General features: G+C 31.0%; 14 protein-coding genes. 4 read left to right on the plus strand and 10 right to left on the minus strand.

The genetic code is table 11. The features are described from left to right. Positions 1 to 123: 123 nt before the first annotated feature. Positions 124 to 831, minus strand: a complete 708-nt coding sequence (locus EG57_RS0222170) for a helix-turn-helix domain-containing protein (protein WP_032079279.1) — start codon at positions 829 to 831, stop codon at positions 124 to 126. Between the two features lie 345 nt (positions 832 to 1,176). Between EG57_RS0222170 and EG57_RS0222175 the strand changes: the two genes are divergently transcribed. Continuing rightward, a complete protein-coding gene (locus EG57_RS0222175) occupies positions 1,177 to 2,379 on the plus strand; it encodes a MalY/PatB family protein (protein WP_032079280.1) in 1,203 nt (400 codons plus the stop codon). 54 nt (positions 2,380 to 2,433) lie between these two features. After that, positions 2,434 to 2,613, plus strand: a complete 180-nt coding sequence (locus tag EG57_RS0222180; protein WP_032079281.1) for a hypothetical protein — start codon at positions 2,434 to 2,436, stop codon at positions 2,611 to 2,613. Positions 2,614 to 2,706: 93 nt separating this feature from the next. Here the strand turns inward: EG57_RS0222180 and EG57_RS0222185 are convergent, their stop codons facing one another. The 9 genes from EG57_RS0222185 to hisC all read right to left on the minus strand — a co-directional run bounded on the left by EG57_RS0222185 (position 2,707) and on the right by hisC (position 12,249). Next, positions 2,707 to 3,348: a GntR family transcriptional regulator gene (locus EG57_RS0222185; RefSeq protein WP_032079282.1), complete on the minus strand. Its 642-nt coding sequence runs from the start codon at positions 3,346 to 3,348 to the stop codon at positions 2,707 to 2,709. Between the two features lie 127 nt (positions 3,349 to 3,475). After that, complete coding sequence (locus EG57_RS0222190) at positions 3,476 to 5,572, minus strand: acetate--CoA ligase family protein (protein WP_032079283.1); 2,097 nt, start codon at positions 5,570 to 5,572, stop codon at positions 3,476 to 3,478. A gap of 18 nt (positions 5,573 to 5,590) precedes the next feature. Next, entirely contained in the window at positions 5,591 to 6,130 is a 540-nt protein-coding gene (locus tag EG57_RS0222195; protein WP_032079284.1) for a 2-oxoacid:acceptor oxidoreductase family protein, read from the minus strand. Next, entirely contained in the window at positions 6,130 to 6,873 is a 744-nt protein-coding gene (locus tag EG57_RS0222200) for a thiamine pyrophosphate-dependent enzyme (RefSeq protein ID WP_029160271.1), read from the minus strand. Before EG57_RS0222200 ends, EG57_RS0222195 begins: the two co-directional genes overlap by 1 nt. Positions 6,874 to 6,875: 2 nt before the next feature. Further along, positions 6,876 to 7,931, minus strand: coding sequence for a 3-methyl-2-oxobutanoate dehydrogenase subunit VorB (gene vorB / locus EG57_RS0222205; protein WP_029160272.1), 1,056 nt, complete (start codon positions 7,929 to 7,931; stop codon positions 6,876 to 6,878). Between the two features lie 33 nt (positions 7,932 to 7,964). Continuing rightward, the gene (locus EG57_RS0222210) at positions 7,965 to 8,162 is read right to left on the minus strand and encodes a 4Fe-4S binding protein (protein WP_032079285.1); all 198 of its coding nucleotides are present in this window, start codon (positions 8,160 to 8,162) and stop codon (positions 7,965 to 7,967) included. A gap of 208 nt (positions 8,163 to 8,370) precedes the next feature. Continuing rightward, the gene (locus EG57_RS0222215; RefSeq protein WP_032079286.1) at positions 8,371 to 9,720 is read right to left on the minus strand and encodes an APC family permease; all 1,350 of its coding nucleotides are present in this window, start codon (positions 9,718 to 9,720) and stop codon (positions 8,371 to 8,373) included. A 117-nt stretch (positions 9,721 to 9,837) separates the two neighbouring features. Then, positions 9,838 to 11,112, minus strand: a complete 1,275-nt coding sequence (locus EG57_RS0222220) for an MFS transporter (RefSeq protein WP_084572301.1) — start codon at positions 11,110 to 11,112, stop codon at positions 9,838 to 9,840. A gap of 27 nt (positions 11,113 to 11,139) precedes the next feature. Beyond that, complete coding sequence (hisC, locus tag EG57_RS0222225; RefSeq protein ID WP_032079287.1) at positions 11,140 to 12,249, minus strand: histidinol-phosphate transaminase; 1,110 nt, start codon at positions 12,247 to 12,249, stop codon at positions 11,140 to 11,142. A 323-nt stretch (positions 12,250 to 12,572) separates the two neighbouring features. Here hisC and EG57_RS0222230 point away from each other — a divergent pair, with 323 nt between their 5' ends. Both EG57_RS0222230 and uvrA read left to right on the plus strand, forming a co-directional pair. After that, the gene (locus tag EG57_RS0222230) at positions 12,573 to 13,403 is read left to right on the plus strand and encodes a MerR family transcriptional regulator (RefSeq protein ID WP_032079288.1); all 831 of its coding nucleotides are present in this window, start codon (positions 12,573 to 12,575) and stop codon (positions 13,401 to 13,403) included. Between the two features lie 75 nt (positions 13,404 to 13,478). Further along, the gene (gene uvrA, locus EG57_RS0222235) at positions 13,479 to 17,141 is read left to right on the plus strand and encodes an excinuclease ABC subunit UvrA (RefSeq protein WP_052038050.1); all 3,663 of its coding nucleotides are present in this window, start codon (positions 13,479 to 13,481) and stop codon (positions 17,139 to 17,141) included. Positions 17,142 to 17,471: the final 330 nt, after the last annotated feature.

The raw sequence follows: 17,471 nt of genomic DNA on the forward strand, positions 1-17,471 counted from the left end.
ATTTAGCCGTGATGAAACACTTATCATATATCACGGAGTAAAAGTTAAAATTCAAACTTCCACTGCACCTTTGCGTCGCAATGTGCTCATATTACTTCTTATAATGCATATTTTTTATTTTCATTATGTAATTGACATCATGTTATACATCTTCATAATTCTAATATCTTCTTTATTGATTTTAAGTTCATTAATCAAATCTTGGTTTTCTGGCAATGGTTTTTTAGAGAATAACATTTTTAAAGCAATAGGCATGAAAGGACGAAATGAAACCCCAGCCATTAAACCCCATTTTTTTTCAGAATCCAAGAAAGAAGCCAAAATATTTATCATTATCTGCTCCACTGATGTAGCTTGATTTTTTAATACAATAGATGTCAATACATCATGATGTTCTATATATCCATAATATGTATTTTCACAATTCTCATAGCAATCATAGCCTTTTATATTCATATACAGCACAGCTTTACACCTAGACATGTCAGCTGTTGAAATTATATCCATAATACATTTTACAATTTGTTTATTTCTCCCATCATAAAAATAAGAATAAAACCTTGATGCCCCTTGAAAAAAAGCAGAAGGTATGGTACTTGATACTTCTTTATTATCATTTGGTGCTATGTATAAAAGCTGCTCTACATGAACTCCTAAGGCTTTTGCAAGTGCATAAAGCGTATCTACTTCAATAACAATATCGCCATTTTCATATTTAGATATAGTTGCTTTGCTCTTATGCACTAAATTAGCTAACCCTTGAACTGTCATTCCTTTACTCTTTCGAAAGCTCTTAATTTTCTTTCCTATTTCCATTGAAATTGCACCCATACCATACCTCCTTATATCCATATAATACTCTCTGTTTCATAATAATATATTTATTCCATAAATTATTAATAATTTGCTTTTAATAAGTGAATTTTATCATTAATATTATAATTTGTCTATTCTAGCGAAACAAATTATAATAAAATTCTATTTACAATAAATTTTAATAATTTTGATAATATACATTCATGATGTAATAATATTATTAAGTAATCCAAAGTTCTATCTATTTATAAATACATAAATTATTTACCTTTAAAATTCCTATTAAATAGAATCATACCATTCTATTTATAGGTAGTGTTTAAAATTATTTATATTAAAACTACATAAAGGAGTGTTATTATGAAATATAATTTTGATGAAATTATTGATCGAAAAGGTACTAATGCTATGAATACGGATGGTTTTCGCGATTACATTTTCCATGCTCCACCAACAATGAAATTTCCATTTGAAGATGATGAATTTATTCGTATGTGGGTAGCAGACATGGAGTTTGCAACACCCCCTGAAATCATTAAAGCAATAAAGGAACGTCTTGATAGAAGAATTTTTGGTTATACAAAAGTATTTGATCTTGAATACTATAAGACTTTTTCGGGATGGACTGAAAATCACTATGGCTGGACTTTTGAAAAGGAACATTTAGTTACTTCCCCAGGTATTATACCTGCACTATATGAATTAGTTGAATATATCTGTAAGCCAGATGAAAAAATTTTAATATTAACTCCTTCCTATGCTTTCTTCAAATATGCTGCAGATTATAACAAAATGGAATTAGTTACATCCAACCTAATTGTAAATGATGGATATTACACCATAGATTTTGACGATTTAGAAAGCAAAGCAAAAGATGAAAAAGTCTCTTTATGCATTTTCTGCAACCCTCATAATCCTAGCGGACGCGTGTGGACACAAGAAGAACTAAAAAAGGTTGGAGACATTTGCCTAAAAAATAACTTATGGATTATTTCTGACGAAATTCATTGTGATTTACTTAGGAATAATAAAAAACATACTCCACTTGCAAAATTGTATCCAGAATCAGACCGCATCATAACTTGTATGGCTCCAAGCAAAACCTTTAACATGGCTGGTCTCATGTTTTCAAATGTAATAATACCAAATGAAAAATTAAGAACTGTATGGCTTGATAGACACTATGGCTTTGAAAATCCTTTAAGCATTACAGCAGCTCAAGCAGCGTATACTCATGGCGATGAATGGCTTAGTCAATTAAAGAATTATCTGGATGATAACTTTTTATTTACAAAGAACTACTTAGAAAAGCATTTACCAAAAGCCATATTCAGCATTTCTGAAGCCACTTATTTAGCTTGGGTTAATATTAATGCATACCTTGAAAATGAAGAAAATTTACCTTTATTCTTTGCAAACAAAGCTGGTGTATTACTTGAAGGAGGAAATATGTTTGTAGCTAATTCTGATGGATATATTCGCCTTAATTTAGCTTGTCCTCGATCAGTCTTAGAAGAAGGACTTAAAAGAATATGTAAAGTACTTGTAAGCAATCAACAGTAATTCTATAATTAGGACTAATTTTATCATAATTCTTTAACAGAATGGTGGATTCTTATGAGTTTTTTAGAAACAAAAAAGTTATACAGAATTGAAATTACAGAGAGATGTTATCATCCTCCTCCATATGGAACAGGTACTGCAATGCCATCCTTTAAAAATGATAATTTTGGTTCAATGCCTAAAGGAATTACAGGATGTGTAGTTGAAAAGCTAGTGAAAAAATATAGAAACTAAATAATAATAGTAAAAACTTAATTTATCTATATAAATTACCTATAAAAATAAAAGCTGAATCTTAATAATACTAAAGGATTCAGCTAATTTCATTTATACCATATCTAAATATTTTGTTGCCCAATGAACTTCCCTTAAGAAATGCTCTAGTTCTTCACTCTTCTTTTTCTTAAAAAGTTCTATAATATTTCTATGCTCATTATTTACATCTTTAAGCACTTGAAAAAGAACTTCTGGATTTTTATTAGCATATGTAACAGGTAAAAAACTATGCTCTAATGTATTTAATATTTCTATCAACTTTTCATTATCACATTTACTAAGATATACATTGTGAAAACCAAATTGTAATTCATTGTACAAACTATAATTTCTATTCTCAATAGCTACATCAATCTTTTCTATTATATCTTCCATATCTTTAAAATCTTCATCTGATAATTTTTCTATAGTCAATGTAGCTGCATATGCATCTAAACAAGCAAGTACTGCATAAAGGTCAAGTTTCTCCTTTAATGACATTTCTTTCACAAAGAAGCCTCTTCTTGGAAGATACAAAATAAGATTATCAGAAGCCAGCTGTATCAGTGCTTCTCTAGCAGGAGTTCTGCTTATAGATAAGTCTTTGCATATAGCAGCTTCACTGATTTTTTGATTGGATTGTAATTCACCATTTTGAATTTTATTAGAAATATATTTATAAACATAATCTCTTAAAGACTCATAATTACTCAAAACAAACCCTCCTTGACTTTTTTAAGTGTAATATATTGTATACAAATTGTCAAGTATCTAATCCTTTTATGATTTAAAAATCAGCATAGATTATAACTACTATGCTGATTTTTTAATATTGTGCTATTTACTCTTTCAAGACAATCAAAGCATCCGCAACTCCTACTCCCATTCCTTCTGGATATACAATTAGCGGATTAATATCTATTTCTGATAACTTGTTTTTGTTTTCATTTGCAAAAATAGATATTTTCACCATCATGTCTGTTAAAGCTTCTACATCACAAGGTTTTTCTCCTCTATACCCTTTTAACATTTTATATGCTTTTAACTCACTTATCATTTTATATGCTTCTTTTTTATTAAGTGGAGCAGGATATAATGATACATCTTTAAAAATTTCTACAAAAACTCCTCCAAGTCCCACAAGGATCATAGGCCCGAATTGGACATCATTATTTACACCTATAATTACTTCTAATCCTTTTGGCATCATTTTCTGCATAAGAATTCCATTTATTTTAGCATCAGGTTTATGGATATTTGCATTAACCAATATTTCATGATAAGCACTTATAACTTCATTTTCTGAATTTAAATTTAGTCTAACTCCACCAACATCGGATTTATGAAGAATATCTGCTGATTCAATTTTCATAACCAATGGATATCCTATTTTTTTTGCTGCTTCTAATGCCTCTATTTCATTTTTTACAACACATACTTCACCTACAGGTATTCCATTTTGTTTTAAAAGCATCTTACTTTCAAATTCAGATAATGCTTTTGTACTAGAAAAATCATTTTCATCTGGTAACGCAATTTCTAAAATTTTATCTTCATATTTATATTGAATAAAATCTGCTAAGTATTTTAAAATTTTAAAAGCATATATAGATGGTGGTAATATTGGAACTCCTAAATTTCTAAGTTTTTCAGCGTACTCGTAATTACGTGTATTCTCTAAGAATGGAAGCATTAATATTGGTTTGCTATTTCCTTCTTCAATTACTCTCTTTATTCCTTCTGCCATATAATATATTGCAGGATCTGCTATTTCAAATAATAATGTATATCCTATAATCACAGCACCAATATTTTTATCATTCATTACTGTCCTAAGTGCCCCTGCATATAAATCTGCATCATAGGATAATGTTGCTGTCATATCTAATGGATTATTTGGTGAAGCATAAGATGGCAACTGTTCTCTTAACTTTGATAATGTATCCTCTGTAAAATCTGGGAATTCTACTCCATAGGTTGCCCCTGTATCTGCACAAATTCCTGTTTCTCCTCCTGATAAATTCATTGATGCAAATGTTGGTTTTTCCGGCAACCTATCAATAATTGAAAACATATTGGAGGTTGCTAGCAATTCTTCCATATCATCAACTCTAATAACACCAAACTTCTTAAATATTGCATCAAAGGTTTTGTCAGATCCAGCTAAACTTCCTGTATGAGATGCAGCATTCTTTTTTCCTTTTTCTGATTTGCCAGCTTTTAAAACTACTATTGGCTTACTTTTAATCGCAGCTTTTCTTAGGGATTTTATAAATTTTTTTGGTTCTTTTATTCCTTCTAAATATATACTTATCACCTTAGTGTCTTTATCTTCTACTAAAAAATCTATATAATCTTCCATTGTTATAACCTTACTATTTCCTGCCGAAATAGCATATGAGAATTTCATATCCTGACTTTCCATTAATGATAAACAAAGTTGTCCACTTTGAGATATTAATCCTACATTGCCTTTTCTATCTCTTTTTTTAGAAATAAAGGCAAAGGGATATACATCACTAATGTAATTTACAAAGCCAGCACAATTTGGTCCCATTAATGCTATATCTAATTTTTCACACAACTCTTTTAATGACTTTTCTGCTTTTTTACCTTCCTCAGTACCAGTTTCTGAATAACCGCTTGCAAATACTACTGCGCCACCGCAACCTTTTTTAGAAGCTTCTATCAGCAATGATTCCACTGTTTTTTGAGGTGTACATATAACTATCATATCAATATCTACTGGAATCTCTGACATTGATTTATAACAAGGGTAATTAAAAACACTATCTTTTTTAGGATTTACAAAATAAGTATTTTTTAAATCTTTTGTATACTCAATTATGTTTCTACATGTATCTCCTCCAAACCCTTCTTTTTCGCTAGCACCTATAACTGCAACAGTATTGGGTTTTAATAATTTTGTTAAATTCATAATTGTATCCCCCCATAATCAATGAATTGAATTATATCCTGCTTCATATGCTTCTATATTTTTTGCATTATATTTTCCTTTTCCCTTGTTTTCAAAATATTTACACATAGCATTTGAAAATTCTTCTTTTTCAAATATTTTTGTAGCTTTTACTAACGCGCCCAACATAACTATATTAGACCCCTTTAAATTTTCAACCTTTGCTGACAACTCCATTGTAGGTACCTTAACTACAATTATATCTTTTCTATATTTTCTCTTCTCATCTACTATCGAACTGTTAACAAAAAGATATCCACCTGGTTTAATTGTGTTCTCAAACTTATCTATAGCAGGACCATTCATAGTAAATAAAATGTCTACGTTTTTACAATATGGACTCGCAATTTTTCCATCACTAATCTTAACATTACAGTTTGCAGTACCTCCCCTCATTTCTGAGCCATATGATGGGTACCAGCATACATTCTTTTCTTGATCCATTCCTGCATAAATAAGCATCATTCCTGTTGTCAATATACCTTGTCCACCAAATCCTGCACATATAATTTCAGTCATTATAGATTACCTCCTTTATCTACAAATTCGCCAGTGTTGAAATAATCAGACATTACTGTTTCTACTCTTTCCGCACATTTTATTGGTGTCATACCTAAATTCATATTTGTGGGACATTGTGATAATATTTCTACAAGACAATACCCATCATTATTCATATGCTTTTCAAAAGCTTTTCTTATATAAGTTTTTGTTTTTCTTACATCTGCGGCACTGCCTACTGAACCTCTTGCTAAATATGCTATATCAAATTTTCCAATTGCTTTAACAATATCAAAAGGTTTCCCTGTTTTATGTATGTCCTTTCCTTTAATTGATGAAGTAGTTTTCTGACCTTCCAAAGAAGTCGGTGCCATTTGACCTCCAGTCATTCCATATACTCCATTGTTTACTACAATTACTATTACATTATCATTTCTAATTGCACCATGCATAGTTTCAGCCATTCCTATGGAATACGCAGCTCCATCCCCTATATAAGCCAAAACTGGATTATCTTTTCTCACATTTTTTAACCCTGTAGCTGTAGGAATGGGTCTTCCGTGTGGAGCCATAATTGTATCAAATCTCCATGTATCAATATTTAACGAACAACAAGCAACATCTATAACTGTTAGTAATTTTTCTGTTACCCCCATTTCCTCAGAAACTTCACCAATTAACCTAGCCACTATACCATGACCACAACCAGGACAAAATGAGGTTTCTGCAAATGAAATTGATTCTGGTGCTTTAAGTTTCATATTTATACCTCCTTATCTACTAAAATCTCTTTTGCTTTTCTAATTATAATATCCGTCTCTGGAACTTCTTTTACTGTGGCATAAGCATATACAGGATATTTATTATTTGTAGCTAATACAACATCTTCTACCATTTGGCCTAAAATATTCATTTCAACAGTCATAAATGCTTTACAATCATTAGAAACCTCTTTAAAAGCGTTTACTGGAAATGGCCATAGTGTAATTATCCTAATAAGACCCAATTTTATGCCCTGAACTCTGGCTATCTCAACCGCTTCTATACACACTCTGGAACTTATTCCATAAGCTACTAATATCACTTCTGCATCTTCAGTTTGTATTGATTGCCACCTTTGCTCATTTAATTCCATTTCTTTATATTTATTTCTCAAATATTCATCATAATTTTCCATATAATATAATCTATTAGTTATTTTCTTTTGAACATTTCCTTTTTTACATCCTTTGATTGACCAATCATATTTGTTAATATCATGCTCTTTCATCTCAGGAAGTTCTACTTTCTCCACCATTTGACCTATAGCTGCATCTGATCCAATAAGTACCGGATGTCTATACTTTTCTGCTAAATCAAATGCTAAATATGCTAAATCAGCATTTTCTTGAACAGAATTTGGAGCGAGTACAATAGTTCTATAATCTCCGTGTCCACCACCTCTTGTTAACTGCCAATAATCTCCTTGACTTTGTCCAACATCTCCTAACCCATTTCCATATCTCATTACATCAACGATTACGGCAGGAAGATCTGCAGCAACTAAATATGATATTCCTTCTTGAAATAATGTAAAACCTGGCCCTGAAGAAGTAGCAACTACTCTTGCTCCGCCAGCAGATGCACCCAAAAGCATATTTATTCCAGATAATTCAGATTCTGTTTGTATAAATACACCTCCTGCTTCCTCCATACGCCAAGACATGTATTCTAATATCTCAGTTTGCGGAGTAATAGGATATCCACTATAAAATCTACAACCTGCTCTAATCGCCGCTTCTGCTAATGCTTCATTGCCTTTCATCAATATATGTTTCATTCTTTTACCTCCTTATATGTGAATTTCTTACATTTATACCAACTCAAAAACATAATCGGGGCATACAGTATAACACATGCCACATGCTATGCATTTTTCTTCATCAACTTTAATTACTGCGTACCCCTTTAAGTTAACTTCATCTGAAACAGTAATAGCTTCTTTAGGACATGCTTTTACGCAATAATAGCAGCCTTTGCACCTTTTAGTGTTAGCTTTAGCTTTCTCCATGGGTTTTCCTCCTTTAAATATCAACTTAAAATTGTATATTGTATATTGTATATAATATACAATATATTTTTAAAAAAGTAAACTATTTTTTCATATTTTTTTAATTTTGAGATAATTTTTAACAAAATCTATAAAACCTTGTGAATAATTTAGACAAAAAAAGCTCAGAATCTCATCTTAGATCTGAGCTTAACTTTTATACACAATCTTATTTTCCATTTTTTAATTGAACATAAATATAAACCGGAATTCCAATCAACATAAATATAAAACCATACATTACCACGTCTGCACCCGAACCATAGATCGTATAGACAGCATAAGCAAATGCTGCAAGTCCTAATAAAGAATTTTTTATAAAGGTAAATGGATTAAATGGTTCTGTTTTAGTTACAAAAAGCTTCACTTCGGAAGCTGCACCAAAGACATAAAATATCAATAGTGACATAGTTGCAAACAAGACTAAAAAATTATACATTTTCCCATGATTCGTAATACATCCTATTAACATTATAATAGACATAAGGACTGCATTTATAATCAATGCAAAACTCGGTGTACTATATTTAACATGTAATTTGCAGAAACTTTCTGGAAAAAGTTTCTGTTCTCCAAGAGAAAAAGCTATTCTCGCAGAAGATAGTATCCATGCACCAACGCAGCCAAAAGCAGAAATACAAACCCCTAAGGAAATAAATCCTCCAGCCCAATATCCTCCTGTTACATTATAAATAATATCTGCAAATGGGGAGTGAGCTGCGGCTAGACTTGATTGTGACATATTTCCATTAGCAACAACAATTAACATCAAATATAATATAAATACTAAGCCTGTCCCAATTATAGTTGCCAGTCTTATTGTCTTTACATCCTTCACCTCACCTGCAATCATGCTTGCTCCCTCAAATCCTGTAAAAGACCAAAGAGTGTATGCAATGGCAACTGGCAAAACAGAAAATCCTGATACTTTAGGTGAAGAAACAGTATTTAAGTTTGCAACACTAAAATTAGGTATTGCTATAATCAAAAATACCACCAAAGGCAAGAGTTTTATTATAGTTAGAACTAAATTTACATATCCAGCTTCTTTGACCCCTTTAATGTTTATTAATGTATATAGCCAAATGAGTCCAATAGAAATTATTGCTTGATAAAACCCATTTTTCATAATTACTGGGAAAAAATATGCCAAATAATTAATTCCACCTAATATTATTGCGCCATTTGCTATCCAGCATCCACACCAATAGGACCATCCTACAAAAAATGCAGGAAGATCGCCAAAAGCTTCTTTAGTATACACAACAGCTGAACCTGATATTGGCATTTTTTCACCCAATTTTGCAAAGCATAGTGCAAGTAGCATTGTACCAGTTCCTGTAATTATCATTGCTAAAATTGCTGCTTTGGGATTTGCTAACTGTGCAAGTCCTTGTGGAGTCATATAAATCCCAGATCCTATCATTTGTCCCATAATAACAGCAATTGCCGAAAATAGCCCCAAATCTCTTTTTAATTCAATTGAACTTTCTCCAAGATTATCTCTTTTAATATTCATATTACCCCTCATTTCAAAAATACAAGGAACAATTTCATAATGTTAAAAGCTGGAGAAACATTGAGAATTATATTTCTCCATGCTAAAGTTGGATATTGACTAATAGTTTAAAATAAACTAATTGTTAATAACAGTATTAGTTTGTTTATTATTCTCACCTAATCCGTTAATATTTACAGAATGACGTCTAATTAAATATGCACACACTATACCAACTACACAAGTAGCAGCTAAGTATAAAAAAATATAAGTGTACCCATTCTTGCCAAGTTTATCAAGCCAACTTCCAAACATTGTAGACATAAATAGATCTGGCGAGTATCCAATGACAGAAGCTAATCCAATTACTGTTCCAGTTACTTTTGCTGGAATTTTAGTTTCACCAATAAGAGAAAATACAATACTATATGAAGCTAATCCAAATGCACCTGGCAAAAGAGTATATATACTTATCATTGTTGCATTTGCACCTGAAGGAATTACCAATACTCCTATAAATAATACTACAAGAATACTTAAAGTAATTATAAGCCATTTGCTTGTTGATTTAAAACCCCTATCTGCAATATAACCTGAAATAGGAGCTAATAGCATAAATAAATAGTTCCTTATTATAGAATATATTCCAGAACTTATAGGTGATACCCCAACAACATCCGTTAGATATGGAGTAAAATATGAAGTACTTGAAAATAAACTATATCCACAAAAAACAACTAATGAAAATATCCAAACATATGGATTTTTAAGCAAATGAGCAACGTCTTTAAATTGGAATTTTTCGTTTTCAGATGTTTCAACTTTAACATCACTATCTTTTTTCAAGAATAGGAATACCAACACAGCTGCTAGTGTAGTAGCTACTGCATAAATCATTGTTACATTAAACATTGCACCTTGTGCATTACTTGTCAAACGAGTAGACCATAAGGCTATAGCGTTAAATATAGCTCCTGTAATTCCATTCACAGCATAATATATACCAAACATAGTCCCTTGCTCTTTTTCCGAACCAATGATTCTTACAGCCTTAAGTAATGCTGACCAAAAAACCAAAACTGTAGTAATTGACAGTAAGAACCAAATTACTAACGCTGTTTTATAACTCAGGGTGAAACCGTATACAATTGTCAATACAGTAGTGCTTAAAAGAGAAAATAACAAACATCTTTTAGGTGACAATTTGTCAGCTAATATACCTCCTGGTATGTATAAAAATATATTGCCCATTGCATACATTGTCAAAAGAAAACCTGACTGTGCATTGGTTATTCCCATTGCTTCAATTTGCTGATCATAAAATACATATTTAATAAATGGGAGTAAATAGATTGAAGCACCACTTACACCTAAAGCTAATATGGCTAAATACTTTCTGGTTTTATCATTCATTTATGTTTCCCCCCTTATTTTAATTGTTTAATCTTTAAGAGCTTCAAGGCCATCTTTAGTTACTTTTAAAAACTCATCCATTTCTTCTCTCATCCCTACAGTAACTCTTATATGATTTGAGTAGCCCCATCCACTGCACGGTCTAACAATAACTCCTCTTTTTAACATATACGTACCTAATTCTTCTCCATCACAAGGAACTTTATAGAAAATAAAATTACTATGAGACTTTGTAACTTCACAATTTAGCTTTTCTAATTCATTTGATACTCTTTCTCTTTCTTCAATTAATAATTTTGATGCTTTTTCAACATTTTCTTTGTCAGATGTTAAACACTGTATTCCTCCAGCTAAAGCAATTCTATTTGCATTGAAAGGTTCGCTTACTGTATCAAAACCATTAATTACATTTGGAGCAGCTATTACATATCCTAATCTTGCCCCTGCTAGTCCATAATATTTTGAAAAAGTTCTTACAGACAAAAGATGTTTATTATTTTTTATGTATTTAACTACATCTGGGACTTCACAAGCATTAGAAAATTCTACATAAGCTTCATCAAGAACCAACCATCCACTTTCAGGCAATACATCCAAAATGCTATCTATATCTTCTTTCTTTATAATAGTACCTGTAGGATTATTAGGATTGCATAACCAAACTATTTTTGTTTTTGCATTAATAGTTTTGATAATATTTTCAACACTTATCGTATAATTTTCATCAAGTGAGACTTCTCTAACTACTCCACCCATTATTTTGGATATTTCTCTATACAATCTGTATGATTGAGTTGGTACAATTACTTCATCTCCAGATTCTATAAATAGTCTAGATATTGTTTCAAGAACTCCACCAGCACCATGTCCTAACCCAATATATTCAGAGGTTAAATTGAATTTTTTACCTAAAGTTTCTCTAAGCTTAATAAAATTAATTTCCGGATATATTCCTATTGCTGATAACTCTTCGGTCATTGCTTTAATGGCATTAGGAAATGGAGAATAAGGATTTTCATTTGAGCCTAATTTAATTACTTTCGTCAAATTATACTCCTTTTTCACATCATCCATACTTTTACCAGAAACATAGGCTTCTGCAGTATAAACTGCTTTTCTTGCACCTGTAATATTCATTTAAACCATCCTTTCATAATTACATTTAAAATACAATATATAATATACAATATACAATATACTTTGTATTATATATTGTATGTTGTATGTTGTCAATAATTTCTTTTTCGACAGTTTTTCAAATATTATGTCAAATTTTACAACACTAATTATACTCAAATAGATGAAAGTTATAAAAAATATAGAAGCTAAATAATAATATTAAAGCCAATTGTACATAGGTTATATTTGCAATTGGTCTTAATATTATATACTTAATAGTGGTGCTAAAATTAAAAATACTATATAATTTGATTATGATTTTTGAAATGGAGTGAAAAAGCATGTTCAAAATTGGAGAGTTCTCAAAACTCACTCAAGTATCTGTAAGAATGCTGCGTTATTACGATGAAACTGGCCTTTTGAAGCCTGCTGAAGTAAATAAATACACTGGATACCGAATGTATTCTTCAAAACAAATACCAATCTTAAATAAAATATTATTTTTAAGAGATACTGGTTTTACTGTTTTGGAAATTGGCAATGCACTTAAACATTGGGATAATGATTATATTAAACAAGAATTAAAAGTAAAAGAAAAGGAAACTGAAGAAAATATAAAATTAGAAAATCAAAGATTAGCAAAAATACGCACTGCAATGAATGATATAAATAAGAAACAAATATCAATTCACTACAGCGTAACATTAAAATCAATACCTAGTTATGATGTCATTTCCTTAAGAAAAACCATTCCAGATTACTTTTGCGAAGGAATCCTATGGCAAGAACTGTGTGACTACATAAAAGCAGAAAGACTAAATATTTCAGAAGAGAATTACAGCTTTGCTATTTACCATGATAAAGAATACAAAGACAAAGGGGTGGATGTAGAAGTATGCATTATAACAAATCAAAAAGGAATAAATAGAGGTAACTTTACCTTTCGCCAAACAGATCCTTTAGAAAAAGTAGCCTGCTCCATGGTTTATGGTTCTTATGAAAATATATCACCTACTTATATGTCTTTTGTACATTGGCTTGAAGAAAATAATCAATATGAAATCACAGGAATCAGCCGACAAGTATGTCATAAAGGTCCCTGGAATGAAGCTGATCCTAATAAATACCTTACTGAAATACAAATACCTGTTAAGTTAAGAGAAAAACTTTAACCTTCTTCTATTGACTCTCACACCGTGGTAGGTATTATTATTAATTCCAGCGACATAAAAAAGAGGTGTATTTATATGAATGATAAAAATTACTATAATTTATTTTCCATTGGCAAAGTAACAAAACAAAATGATAAAAATGTAATATCAATTTATAGAAATTATTCAGATGGACTTAAATTTTTATCCTTATTCAGTCATGCAATAATTTTTTATTCTAAAATCAGAAACCCTGATATACCCTTTTCTCATGAAATTATAGAAATAACTAATGTGGATGAAAAGTCTGGTATAATATTTTTTTATGATAACCCTTATTTTTCTGAAGGTGATTTTATTTATGATATTAAGCCTTACTTTCCTTGTGAAGACAGGGTAAAAAGCTGCTCTATACCAAAAGAATTTACCAAGCTCCAAAATGAAAAACCCCAACATAATATAAAAAGTGAAGAACCTTCAATTCTATCTGGCAAAATTCAATCTATAGGAAGTATTAAAAAGTTACAAGGTGAGTTTATTATACAATTATTTGATGACAATTCATTTTTTGAAAAATTTGAAGGCTATTCTCACATAAAAATTTTTTGGTGGTTTAATAATTTTGATAAGGATAAGTACCGCAGAATAACTCAATGTCAGCCTCCTTATGAAAACGCTCCTAAAACTGGCGTATTTGCTTCCCGCTCTCCAGTTAGACCTAATCCCATTGCACTTACTACTGCAAAAATTATTGATTTTAATAAAAAACTAAGACAAATTAAAGTAAGTACTCTGGATTGTTTCGACAATACACCTGTAATTGATATTTCACCTTACATACCAATAAATGACCGAATTTTAGATTGTAGAGTTCCAGAATGGCTTTCTCATTGGCCAGAGTGGTTAGATGATTCAACCTTAGATTTTTCTCACAATATAGTTGAATTGAAAATGCCCTCCATCTTTAATTCCATATATAAATATTCAAAATCCAATAATAAAACTACAGACTTTTTTAAAGAAGACACAAATAATGTAATAAAACAAAGTAATAAAATTATTATAGAAGGTGCAAGACAAAACAATCTAAAAAATATAGATGTGAACATTCCATATAATAAGATAACTGTAATTACTGGAGTAAGCGGCAGTGGTAAATCCAGCCTTGCCTTTGATACTATTTTTGCTGAAAGTCAAAGGAGATTTATGGATAGCTTTTCTACCTCCCAGCGCTCACTTTATGAACAAATGGAAAAACCAGATTTTGATAAAATCTCTGGCCTGCCACCTGCAATTTCAATATCACAAAAAAACATTGCACGAAATCCACGTTCTACAGTAGGAACCATTACAGACATACACGACTGCTTACGTACACTGTTTGCAATTATCGGTGTACGGCATTGTCCCAATTGTGGAAATGCAATAATACCTTTAAATACGGATGAAATTATCCAAACTCTCCTGCAGCTTGTTTCAGGTACCTTAATAAAAATAGAACCCTTTAAAGCTAATACTCCTTGTTATGAATACTTATTACCTGAAAAAAATACTTCAAACGATATTTTATCAAACTATATAAAAGAAACTTTAAAAATAGGTAAAGGCGCAATTTATGTAACAATTAATAACAAGGATAAAATTTTATTTCAAACAACGCAAATGTGCTATCATTGTGATCATATACTATTTGAATTAACTCCATCTACCTTCAGCTTTAATAATGCCGAAAGCATGTGTCCTGTTTGCAATGGACTGGGTATCAAAATGGAGGTATCACCCAATTTAATTATATGTAATTCTAATTTATCAATACTTGATGGTGCTTCAAATTGGTGGGGAACTTTAAGAAAATTTAGGGACAGCCCAAACGCAAACTGGATGAAAGGAGAAATACTAGCACTAGCAGAAGATATGAGTATTGATTTAAAAAAGCCGTGGATTGAACTTCCAGAAGATTTTAAACACCAAGCTCTTTGGGGATCTAATGGAAGAAAAGTCACTTTTATATATGAGAATAAAAATGGAAGAACTGGACGTATTACAAGACCAGTAGAAGGTGCTTGTAATTGTATTAAACGTATTGTTTCTTCTAATAGCGGTGAGTCTTCCAAAAGAATTGCAAATGAATTTATGGAACAGTACACTTGTAATTACTGTCATGGTGAACGTCTTGCAAAAGAAGGAAGAATGGTAGATATTACAGGTACTCGTTTTCCTGAAGCTGCATCAATGACAATAAGTGAATTAAAAGAATGGTTAGAAATTCTTCCATGCAAGTTATCAGATTTCCAATTGTCTACATCATCTTCTATACTGAAAGAACTTCATAGAAAACTATGTAATTATATTAAAATTGGCGTTTCCTATCTTAATTTAAATCGTTCTATTACAACAATATCTGGTGGAGAATTGCAAAGATTAAAGCTTATAAAGCAGTTAGAAAGCGGCATTAGCAACATACTTTATGTATTAGATGAACCTTCTACCGGACTTCACTTAAAAGATCAAGAAAAACTCATAGAAATTATAAAAGAGCTTAGAGATTACGGCAACACAATAATCATTGTGGAGCATAATAAAAAACTTATATCTATGGCAGATTATATTATAGATATTGGCCCCCATGCCGGTACCTTTGGTGGTCAAATAGCAGCACAAGGTACTCCATTAAAAATTATGGAAAATGTTAATTCAGAAACAGGTAAATATCTTTCAGATAAAAAACATGTATATATAGAAAAATCACATATATCAGATAAATGTAGTTATGTAAAATTAACTGGTGCTAACTGCAATAATCTTAAAAATATCCATATTGCTTTTCCTACTAGCTCAATTACCTGCATAACAGGGGTCAGTGGTTCAGGAAAAAGCAGCCTTATTTCAAAGTGTTTATATCCAGCTATAGAAAATCGAATTCATGGAAAAAAAGATGTAAGCAGATATTGCCAAGACCTAAGTGGTGATGAGTATTTTGATAAAATTATATATGCAAGTCAAGGTGCTATTGGCCGTACTCCACGTTCAACTCCTGCCACTTATACTGGAATCATGGATGAAATAAGAAGTATATTTGCATCCACAAAAATATCAAAAGAAAAAGGCTATAAAGCAAATAATTTCAGCTTTAATAGTAAGGAAGGTCAATGTGATACTTGCCACGGTGAAGGCAAAATATGCACGCCAGTATCATTTATGGCAGATATATGGTCCAAGTGTCCTGTTTGTGGAGGTAAAAGATATATAAAAAATATTCTGGAAGTGAAATATAAAAATAAAAATATTTACGATGTTCTTGAAATGAATGTAAATGAAGCTTTGAACTTTTTTATAGATCAGCCTAAATTTGTACACATTTTAAACATTATGTCTGAAGTTGGACTTGGATATTTAAAGCTAGGGCAAAATGCAGTTACCTTATCTGGAGGAGAAGCTCAAAGAATAAAACTGTCTAAAGAACTCAGTACAAATTCAACTGGGAAAACACTTTATATACTTGATGAACCTACAACTGGACTTCACTTTTCCGATATTCAAAATCTCTTGATACTACTTGAAAAGATAAGAAATTCAGGAAATACCATATTAATCATTGAACACAACTTGGATATAATTAAAAATTGCGACTGGATAATAGATCTAGGACCAGAAGGTGGAGCTAAAGGCGGTTATGTCATTGCTCAAGGTACTCCCAATCAAGTATCTGAAGTAAAAGAAAGTTATACAGGCAATTTGCTAAGCCACTGCAAGCATTGATACTAACTCAACTTTCTCAGTTTAAGCATATTACGACGCAAAGGTGCAGTGGAAGTTTGGATTTTAACTTTTACTCCGTGATATATGATAAGTGTTTCATCACGGCTAAATGTTTTAATTCAAACTAGTAACTTCAAGTGTACGCACGTAATTAAATTGTTATAAACCGATTTAGTATTTGAAAGTTATATTCAACCATAACATTTATAACACTTAAAGCCAAGGCGGAGCCTGCTGTTAGGGTAATACATTTAAATTAAAAAGCAATTGCTTTCTATTCTGTTGAAATGTCTTAAAAGAGAATTATTATTTATGTGATTGAAAAACATA

Origin of the sequence: Clostridium drakei (genome assembly GCF_000633595.2) — a bacterium.
GTDB lineage: Bacteria > Bacillota > Clostridia > Clostridiales > Clostridiaceae > Clostridium_AM > Clostridium_AM drakei.